This window comes from Longimicrobium sp. (assembly GCF_036280135.1).
Classification (GTDB): domain Bacteria; phylum Gemmatimonadota; class Gemmatimonadetes; order Longimicrobiales; family Longimicrobiaceae; genus Longimicrobium.
In genome coordinates this window covers 1-8,878 of record NZ_DASURI010000945.1, presented here as the reverse complement: position 1 = coordinate 8,878, position 8,878 = coordinate 1, and the positions used below count along the sequence as shown (strand labels likewise).

General features: G+C 71.4%; 7 protein-coding genes. 2 read left to right on the top strand and 5 right to left on the bottom strand.

Annotated features, from left to right (window positions below):
• A partial coding sequence (locus VFZ20_RS30465; protein WP_329687741.1) for a hypothetical protein occupies positions 1-460 on the top strand: 460 nt, incomplete at its 5' end.
• A 285-nt stretch (positions 461-745) separates the two neighbouring features.
• Here the strand turns inward: VFZ20_RS30465 and pckA are convergent.
• The 5 genes from pckA to VFZ20_RS30440 form a co-directional block, all read right to left on the bottom strand.
• Positions 746-2,374 carry a phosphoenolpyruvate carboxykinase (ATP) gene (gene pckA, locus VFZ20_RS30460; RefSeq protein ID WP_329687740.1) on the bottom strand — a complete coding sequence of 543 codons (1,629 nt, stop codon included), beginning with the start codon at positions 2,372-2,374 and terminating at the stop codon, positions 746-748.
• Positions 2,375-2,691: 317 nt separating this feature from the next.
• The gene (locus VFZ20_RS30455) at positions 2,692-3,102 is read right to left on the bottom strand and encodes a hypothetical protein (protein ID WP_329687739.1); all 411 of its coding nucleotides are present in this window, start codon (positions 3,100-3,102) and stop codon (positions 2,692-2,694) included.
• A 732-nt stretch (positions 3,103-3,834) separates the two neighbouring features.
• Positions 3,835-5,892: a TonB-dependent receptor gene (locus VFZ20_RS30450; protein ID WP_329687738.1), complete on the bottom strand. Its 2,058-nt coding sequence runs from the start codon at positions 5,890-5,892 to the stop codon at positions 3,835-3,837.
• Between the two features lie 190 nt (positions 5,893-6,082).
• Positions 6,083-6,481: a hypothetical protein gene (locus tag VFZ20_RS30445; protein ID WP_329687737.1), complete on the bottom strand. Its 399-nt coding sequence runs from the start codon at positions 6,479-6,481 to the stop codon at positions 6,083-6,085.
• A 287-nt stretch (positions 6,482-6,768) separates the two neighbouring features.
• The gene (locus VFZ20_RS30440) at positions 6,769-7,116 is read right to left on the bottom strand and encodes a hypothetical protein (RefSeq protein WP_329687736.1); all 348 of its coding nucleotides are present in this window, start codon (positions 7,114-7,116) and stop codon (positions 6,769-6,771) included.
• 204 nt (positions 7,117-7,320) lie between these two features.
• On the opposite strand from VFZ20_RS30440, the gene VFZ20_RS30435 reads away from it, so the two are divergent.
• On the top strand, positions 7,321-8,013 hold the full coding sequence (locus tag VFZ20_RS30435) for an ABC transporter ATP-binding protein (protein WP_329687735.1): 693 nt from the start codon (positions 7,321-7,323) through the stop codon (positions 8,011-8,013).
• Positions 8,014-8,878 lie beyond the last annotated feature (865 nt).

The window sequence follows — 8,878 nt, the reverse complement described above, 5'->3', positions numbered from 1 at the left end:
CGCGTGCGTGCGCCAGGTGCGCCGCATTCCGCCGCCGCCGTCGCCGCGCAGCTTTCGCCGCCAGTGGCCGCTGACGGCCGTGGGCGCCATGGTGGGCTGGTTCGCCGCGGACCGCGTGGTGGGGCCCCAGGGCAGCAAGTTCGTGATCCTGTCCAGCTCCACGCTGGGCTCCATCGTGGGCTCGCACCTCCAGGCCAGCCGCGAGGGCCACGCCAACCTGGGCCGCTCCGTCATGGGCGGCGTGCTGGGCGCGTTCCCCGCGGGCGCCGTGCTGTGGATGAACGGCGCCGACCGCTACAACGAGGCCGAGTTCGCCACCCGCGGCATTGTCCCCGTGATCGGCAGCGCGGCGCAGGCCGTCGTGGTGTCAGGCGTGACGAGCAGCTCGCTGCAGCCCACGCGCATCCAGATCATCGAGTGCCCGCACGTGTCGCCCAACGCGACCGCGTCGCTCCAGTAGGCACTACCGCGCGCAAACGAGAGCCGGCCCCGGGAGCTGATCCCGGGGCCGGCTTTCTCGTTCGCATCCAATCGGGCCGTCCCCGCCCGTTGCTCGCGGAGAGCGGGGGAGAACCGCGCTGACGCGGTCGCCGCCACGGTGCAGGATGCTCGTAGAAGTATACACCCCCTCCCGCGCAGTTTGCGGGAGGGGGTGTACGAGCCTACGCGAGGCCGGGGGAGGGCCCCCGCCGCGCGGACGCGGCGGGCGGGCTCAGGGCGCCGGATCGGCCCTCCGCGCCGGCCGTTACTCCGAGCGGGGTCCGGCGTCGCGCACCGACTGGGGCACGCGGTCGGCGAACTGCTCGAAGTTCTTGCAGAAGGCGTCGGCCAGCTCGCGCGCCTTGGCGTCGTACGCGTCCTTGTCGGGCCACGTGTCGCGCGGGTTGAGCACCTCGCTGGGCACGCCCGGCACGCTCGTGGGGATCTGCAGGTTGAAGAACGGCGCCGTGGCCATCTCCGCGTCGTCCAGCTGCCCCGCCAGCGCCGCGCGCACCATGGCGCGCGTGTACGACAGCTTCATCCGCTCGCCCGTGCCGTACGGGCCGCCCGTCCAGCCCGTGTTCACCAGCCACACGCGGCTGCCGTGCTCCTCCAGCCGCTTGCCCAGCATCTCGGCGTACACGCCGGGGTGCAGGGAAAGGAAGGCGGCGCCGAAGCACGCGCTGAACGTGGGCTGCGGCTCCTTCACGCCCCGCTCCGTGCCGGCCACCTTGGCCGTGTAGCCGGAGAGGAAGTAGAACATGGCCTGCTCCGGCGTAAGGCGGCTGATGGGAGGCAGCACGCCGTACGCATCGGCCGTCAGGAAGACCACGTTCTTGGGATGCCCGCCCCGCGCCTCGGGCACGAAGTTGTGAATGTACGGAAGCGGGTACGAGATGCGCGTGTTCTCGGTGATGCTGATGTCGTCGAAGTCCACGCGCCGGTGCTCGTCCAGCACGCAGTTCTCCAGCACCGTGCCGAACATGCGTGTGGTGGCGTAGATCTCCGGCTCGCCCTCGGGGCTCAGCTTGACGGCCTTGGCGTAGCAGCCGCCCTCGAAGTTGAAGACGCCCGTGTCGCTCCAGCCGTGCTCGTCGTCGCCGATGAGCCCGCGCTCCGGGTCCGCCGACAGCGTCGTCTTGCCCGTGCCGCTCAGGCCAAAGAAGAGCGCCGTGTCGCCCTCGGGGCCCACGTTGGCGCTGCAGTGCATGCTCAGCACGCCCTGCAGGGGCAGCATGTAGTTCAGCACGCCGAACACCGACTTCTTGATCTCGCCGGCGTAGCGCGTGCCGCCGATGAGCACCTCGCGGCGCGCGAAGTTGATGAGGATGAAGGTGCTGGTGCGCGTGCCGTGGCGGGCGGGGTCGGCCTCGTACTCGGGCGCGTGCAGGATGGTGAAGCCCGGCTCCATCCCCTCCAGCTCCGCCTCGTCGGGCCGGCGGAACATGTTGTACGCGAACAGGTTGTGCCACGCGTTGGGCGTGATCACCCGCACGGCCAGGCGGTACTGCGGCTCCGCGCCGGCCCACATGTCGCGCACGTACAGGTCCTGCCCCTCCAGGTGCTCCAGCACGTCGGACCGCAGCAGGTCGTACTTCTCGGGGTCGATGGCCACGTTGACCTTGCCCCACCACACGTCCTTTTCGCTGCCCGGCTCGCGCACCACGAAGCGGTCGTTGGGCGAGCGGCCCGTGTGGGGCGCCGTGACGGCGTTGAAGGGACCGCCATCCGCCAGGTGGCCCTCGCCCCGCCGTACGGCGTGCTCCACCAGCACCGCGGGATCCAGGTTCCAGTAAACGGTACCGGGGTTCCGGATGCCGTGATTGTCCAGCCCGTGGCGGCTTTCGCGCCCAAAGGCGGGCGCCGCCGTCTCGGGATCAAGAGTAGTGGACATCGGTCGCGTCTCGTTGCGGGTCGAACGCCCTTCCCGGGCACCATTCGTTCACGTCGGGCGGGGCAGAAACGGCAACTCTAGCACGCCCGCCGCCCCGAAGCAAGCCGAGTACCTCCCCCGCACACCGCGCGCCCGACGGGCACGGAGCGCGGGACCGCGCATCCGGAAAGTCCTCTTATGAATCTGGCTCACCTCGTCCGCGGGGTTCCGCGCGAAAAACGCGCCGGGCCGCCCCCATCTTCCCGGGGCAGCCCGCGCGGTGTGTCCGTGGCTCGGGTGTGTCTCTCGATTCTCGATAACGCCCTGGATCGTCAGCGTCAGCGCGCAAAGACCACGAACTGCTGCGTGGTGAGGTTGCGGGCCACGCGGCCGGCCAGGTTCTGCCCCGGGCGCCAGTAGACGGTGTGCGTGGCAAAGGGCTGGGCGCTGCCCACGGGCTCGGCCACGAGGATCACCTGGTACCCGGGCAGCTCACCGCCGGCGGCGGGCGGAATGCGAAAACGGGCCGTCTCCATGCGCGCCACGTGGCCCAGCCGGTACCGCTCGCCGTTGCGGTTCATGTACAGCACGAAGTCGTTGTTGCCGTCGTTGGTCACCTCCACGTGACCCATCTGCTGCGACAGGTAGCTGGCGGAGGCGCCGTGTGCCCCGCTCCCCGCCTGCGCGCAGGCGGCCGAAAGGCACAGGAACAGCAGCGCGAACGAGCGGTGGCGAAGCGTGGTACCCATGGCCCCCTCCCCTCAGTTGAACCCGATGTCGGGTTGGCGCGCACCGGCCTCGACCCCCCAGCCAACGGCCAAGGCGCGTCTATCTGATTGTTGCGCCGCCTTTTGCGGCGCTGGCGGGCCAGGGAAAAAGCATAAGGCATGCCATGTTCGGCGGCAGAAAACGTGTGTCTTTCGCGGTGTTTTCCATCCTCATGCACAAGGTGTGTTTACGCTGTTCTGTCCCATACGGATGAATCAACCGGACAGGCCAGACGGCCAAAATGCCACCGGAGCAACCGGGGCACCGACCGACGCGCTGATACGGCGGCGTGTCCGAGAAGGGAGGGACCCGAAGCAGGAGATGCGGAAGCGCAGAGATGCGGAAGCGGCAGATACTACAGCGGGAGATGCGGGGTCTGGACAGGTGATTGGGGGAAGGAGGCGAAGCGGGATACGGCACGCTCCCAGCCGGAGCGAATGAATTCGCCGCTGGAAAGGCACGAAGTCCGCCTTCGCGGACTGCCCCAGCGCGGTCGCCGGACGTGCACCGTGGCGACCTCGCCGATTCCACCCGCCGGGTGGCGGCCCGTGTTGGCGGTTGAAGCCCTGTTCGCAGAGCGCGTCGGCGCGAGACAGGGCTTATGGCAGTCCCAGCGGCGGGTTTACCCGCTCAGGCTGGGTGCATGACAAATCCGCGCGAGCGCATCCGCCGCTCCTTCACTCCCGCTCCGGCCGGGCGCCCGCCGCGTCGGCTTACCGCTCCGCCGGCGCACCCAGCGTGAGCCGCGCGCCCGCGTAGAACGTGCGGCCCGGGCCGGGCTCGTAGAATCGCCCGCCGAACGCGTTGATGACGACGGAGGTGTTGTACGCGCGGTCCAGCAGGTTGCCCACGCCCACGAACGGCGACAGCGCCGCGCGCCCCGTCCGCAGCCCCTCCCATCCGCCGCGCAAATCAACCAGCGTGTACCCCGGCGAGTCGAAGCGCCCCGCCGCGTCGTCGTCCGCCACGGGGGTGGCGCTCACGCGGCGCACGTCCACGCCCGCGAACGGCCCGCGCGACGGCATCGCCAGGATGGACAGGTCCAGCCGGTGCGGAGCAATGCCGGGCACGCGGTTGCCGCCCAGGTCCTCGCCGTCCAGCACGTACTCGCCGAATCGCGCGTCCGTCCACGTGTACGCGGCGCGCGCGGTCCACGCGGGGCGGGGCGTGAGCACGGCGGCGGCCTCCACGCCGCGGTGCCGCGCCGTCCCCGCGTTGCGGTAAAAGACGCGGCCGGGCGCGCCCTCCACCTCGAACGGGACGAGCGCGTCGTCGATGCGGGCGCGGTAGGCGGCCCCCTCCAGCCACGCCCACGGCGCCAGCCGCGCCTTGGCCCCGGCCTCCACGGACACCGTCCGCTGCGGCTGCAGCTCCGGGTTGAAGCCGCCCGCGCCCGTGGGGCGGTTGGCCAACTCCGTCGTCGTGGGCGTCTCGAACGCCGTGGCCACGTTCGCGTAGAAGGAGACAGCAGGGACCGCCGTCCACGAGACGCCCAGGGCGGGGCTCCAGCGGTCCATCGTCCGCGCGCCGCTGTCGTCGGGGTTGCCGCCGGCCGTCAGCCGGTCGCGGACGCTGAAGCGGAACCGGTCGTAGCGCAGGGCGCCCATCGCCTCCCATCCCCCCGACAGCGCCGCCGTCCCCTGCGCGAACGCCGACGACGACGTCACGCCCTCCGCCTGGTCCAGCGTGCGCGCGCCCCGCTGGCCCGCCTCGTTGGCAAAGTTCAGCCGGTCGTCGCGCTGCGTCTCCAGCGCGCCGCCGGCCGTCCAGGCCAGCGGCCCCGCGTCCGCCGTCCACGCCGCCCGCAGCCCGCCCACGCGCCGGTCCAGGTCGATGACGGCGTTGGGGATGGGGTTGTCGATGGACCGCATCAGCCCGTATGCGGCCACCTCCAGCGCGCCGGGGCCCATCGCGCGGCGATACCAGGCGCCGGCCTGCCCCTGGCGCCCCGTCTCGCCCGTGTGCTGCGCCACGTTGCGCGCGAACGCGGCGGACCGGTCCACGCGCAGCAGCGAATCGCTCAGCGAGCCGGGGTTCAGCGCGTCGTAGCGCACGGCCGTAACGCTCAGCCGCAGCTCGTCCGCGCCGCGGGTGAGAAAGAAGGTGCCGCCCGCGTTCAGGTTCTCCGCGGACGAGTGCGTGCGGTACCCCGCGTACTCCAGCCGCGACGCGTACGCCCGGTACGACGCCGCGCCCATCCGCCCGCCCACGCTGGTCTCCGCGCGCAGCAGCCCGTTGGCGCCCGCGAGGACGCGGTGCTCCGAGGCGAGCGGCGCGGCGGGCGCGGGCGCGCTGGACAGCTGGATGACGCCGCCGGACGCGTTGCCGTACAGGGCAGACGCGGGCCCGCGGATGATCTCCGCCCGGCCCAGCGTGGCGGGGTCCACGTGGTTCAGCGTCGTCTGCCCGTCCGGCAGCGTGGCGGGGATCCCGTCCACCAGCACGCGCACCCCCCGCACCCCGAACTGCGCCCGCGCGCCAAAGCCGCGGACGGAGATGCGCTCGCCCAGCGCGTAGTTGAAGCGGTTGTCCACCTGCACGCCGGGCACGGCCGCCAGCGCCTCCGTCAGCGCCAGTCCCGGCCGCCCCGCGCGGATCTCCACCTCGCGCACCACTGATACGCCAAAGGGCGCGCGCTGCGCCGGCACGGGCGCGCCCAGCACGCGCAGCGTGTCCAGGGGCACCGCACGCGCGGTGTCCTGCTGCGCGCCCAGCGCGGGCGCCGACGCCAGCACCAGCGCGAGCACCGGCGGGAGAGAGCGGTGGATCATGATCTGGCCGATGGGGGTCCGCGTGCGACTGCAGTCTCGGTGGATGGCGTGCGCAAGACGTCTGCCGGGTCCGTCCACAGTGGATGATGCGGATGCGCCGACGCCCGTCTCCGGACTCCGGACTCCGGACGCGAAACGGCCCGCCCCCCGGATTCCGGGAAGCGGGCCGCGTTGCGCGAGCGGATGTGCCTTACTTGCGGCCGCCGCGCTTGCGGTTGCCGGCGAACTGCACCTCCGCCGCGTGCTCCTCGCGCAGCTTGCGGGCCAGCCATCGCTCCACCTCCGCCGCCCGCTCCGACGGTGGGCGCCCCTCGCGCCAGTCGTCGAACAGGGCGCGCACCTCCGTCAGCGCCGCGTCCAGCCCGGGCGAAAAGAGGAGCTTGAGGTGGCCGGCGGACTGCGCCGTGGTGCGCACCTCGGCGACGCCGCCCCTGGCGCGGCGCTGCTGGTACAGCTGCCCCATGGAGCGCAGGCTGCGCTGGTGCGGCCGCTCGGTGGTGCCGTTCACGAACTTGCGCAGGGCCTCGTGCCCCAGCCCTACCAGGGCCGCGGCATCGCGCAGGGACGTGTCGAGCACGAGCTCGTGCATGAACGCACGGAGCTCCTCGATCGGTACGTGGCGCCAGGAGTCGTCGCGGACTCGGCCACTTTGTCTAAGTTCGGCTGGAGGACACTGGAGATTGTACAGCGGCCCCCCGGCGCCCGCAAGCCGTCACCTTGTGCGCATCGTGGACACCCGGGGTGACGCGCACGAAAAGAGCCCCGCCGGATGGGCGGGGCCCTGTAGAGGACGGGCGCGTTCACCGGCGCGGCCGTACCCGGCCGGTCCGCGTCGCGGACCGGCCGCGGGGGCCGGACGGGCGGCGTGCCCCCGGCTCAGTCCTCGTCGTCGTCGTCGCCGGTGTCGAAGCCCATCGACTCTTCCTCGATGAGCTCCGTCAGCTGAGAGCCCCAGGCGCTCTCCAGCAGCCGGCGCACCTTGGGAAACCGGTGCATCACCTCGCCCATCTCGGGCGTGATGAAGATCTCCAGGACGTCGTTGCGGGTGTACTTCGCCGAGTCGTCGTCCTCCAGGAACGCCTTCAGCTCCTCGATCAGGTCGCGAAGGTCGCTCAGCAGCTCGCTGGGAAAGTGTCCCTCGTCCAGCGCCACGGCAGACTCCACCCAGTCGTGCACCTGCGACACAAGCTCGTCGAACCGCTGGTCCACCCGTGAATCGCTCATCCCTTTGTCAGTCTCCCAAGTGTCTTTCCGGTGTCGCGGCGACCGCGCGTTGCCCCGCCGCAACGCACAGCGTAAAGTCTCGGCAAATCGCGGTCAAGTCTTCGCGTGCCCAATCGTGTCGCGGTGACACCAACCGGCGGCCCCCGGGCGGCATCCAATCCCCGTCCCTGCAGTCTCTCCCGGCCCTCGCGTCCCCCGTTCCGCATGCCCGCGCCCGAGCTCATCCGCCTGACCGGCATCCGCAAGACGCACCGCGGCGACACCCGCGAAACCGTGGCCCTGGACGGCATCGACCTCGCCGTCAATGCGGGCGAGTACGTGGCCGTGGCGGGACCGTCCGGCTGCGGAAAGAGCACGCTGCTCTCCATCCTGGGGCTGCTGGACGCGCCCACGGCCGGCACCTACCTGCTGGACGGCCGGTCCGTGGCCACGCTGGGCGCGGCGGAGCGGGCGGGCGTACGCAACCGCGACATCGGCTTCGTCTTCCAGGCGTTCAACCTAGTGGGCGACCTGACCGTGCGGCAGAACGTGGAGCTGCCCCTGACGTACCGCCGCGGCCTGTCCGCCGCCGAGCGCCGCGACCGCGCCGAGGACGCGCTGGAGCGGGTGGGGATGGCCGAGCGGATGGACCACTACCCGGCGGAGCTTTCCGGCGGCCAGCAGCAGCGCGCGGCCGTGGCCCGGGCCACCGCCGGCGCCCCCCGCCTGCTCCTGGCCGACGAGCCCACCGGCAACCTGGATTCGGCCAACGGCGAGGCGGTGATGGCGCTGCTGGCGGAGTTGCACCGCGACGGCGCCACGCTGTGCCTGGTGACGCACGATCCCCGCTACGCGGACCACGCCCAGCGCACCGTCCGCCTCCTGGACGGCCGCGTCGCCGCGGACGAGCGGCGGTAGCCCGATTCTCACCACCGGGCGGCAGCACCGCGTACGTCGCAGTGGGGGACGTGGAGGCGCGGAAGGGGCGACGCTCCTTCCGCGCTCTGTCCATCCGCCCGTTCGGATCCCTCCAACCGCCGGATAACCATCCGAACGAAAATCTTGCGGATATGTCTTTAAAGGTGCAACGTGTAGAGGTTGCAGCTCCTACGAGGAACGTCAACCGATCCCGTCCGTGCAGCTCGTCTACGCCCTCGTGTTTCAGGGTTGCTCCACCGCCGATCCGAACGGGACGGTCTTTCACGGACGCACCTCTGCCCCAGCTGCACCGTCAGCACAGTGATCGCGCCGGGCGAGGTGATCACCACGCTCCAGCAGGTGGCCGGCGAAACAGCCGCGCTGTCGTCCACCCTCATCGAGTCCGCCCCACGTCGTTCCTGGAGTCGGGCACCATCACGTTCGGTGAACGCGGGGAGAACGCGCTGTACGTCTCCACGGTGGGCCAGGGCCACATCAGCGGCCAGCCCACGGGCACCATGCGGGGCGACGTGATCTGGCAGGTGAACGAGGGCAGGGCGTGTTCGCCGGCGCCACGGGCCTCATCACCACCAACTTCTCCATCACCGGCGACCCGGTCACCGACCACCACCGGGGCGTGATCACGCCGGCCTGAGCCCCGTCCCTTTCCTCCCTCCCAATCCGGAGATCCGCCGTGAGCTACCTGGACCTGCCGCGGTTCCACCTGTCGGGGCGCTTTTTCGCCAACCCCTCCACCATCAACAACGAGGCGGTGAACTACAACCCCGCCCAGGTGCTCAACACCGGGCCGCAGGACCAGGCGGGCGCCGTGGGCTGGAACCCGCCCGGGCAGGCGCTCTGGACG

Bases quoted from the DNA above. Each gene is read 5' to 3' on its own strand.
- pckA (WP_329687740.1), bottom strand. From the start codon at position 2,374: ATGTCCACTACTCTTGATCCCGAGACGGCGGCGCCCGCCTTTGGGCGC.
- VFZ20_RS30455 (WP_329687739.1), bottom strand. From the start codon at position 3,102: ATGGGTACCACGCTTCGCCACCGCTCGTTCGCGCTGCTGTTCCTGTGC.
- VFZ20_RS30450 (WP_329687738.1), bottom strand. From the start codon at position 5,892: ATGATCCACCGCTCTCTCCCGCCGGTGCTCGCGCTGGTGCTGGCGTCG.
- VFZ20_RS30445 (WP_329687737.1), bottom strand. From the start codon at position 6,481: ATGCACGAGCTCGTGCTCGACACGTCCCTGCGCGATGCCGCGGCCCTG.
- VFZ20_RS30440 (WP_329687736.1), bottom strand. From the start codon at position 7,116: ATGAGCGATTCACGGGTGGACCAGCGGTTCGACGAGCTTGTGTCGCAG.
- VFZ20_RS30435 (WP_329687735.1), top strand. From the start codon at position 7,321: ATGCCCGCGCCCGAGCTCATCCGCCTGACCGGCATCCGCAAGACGCAC.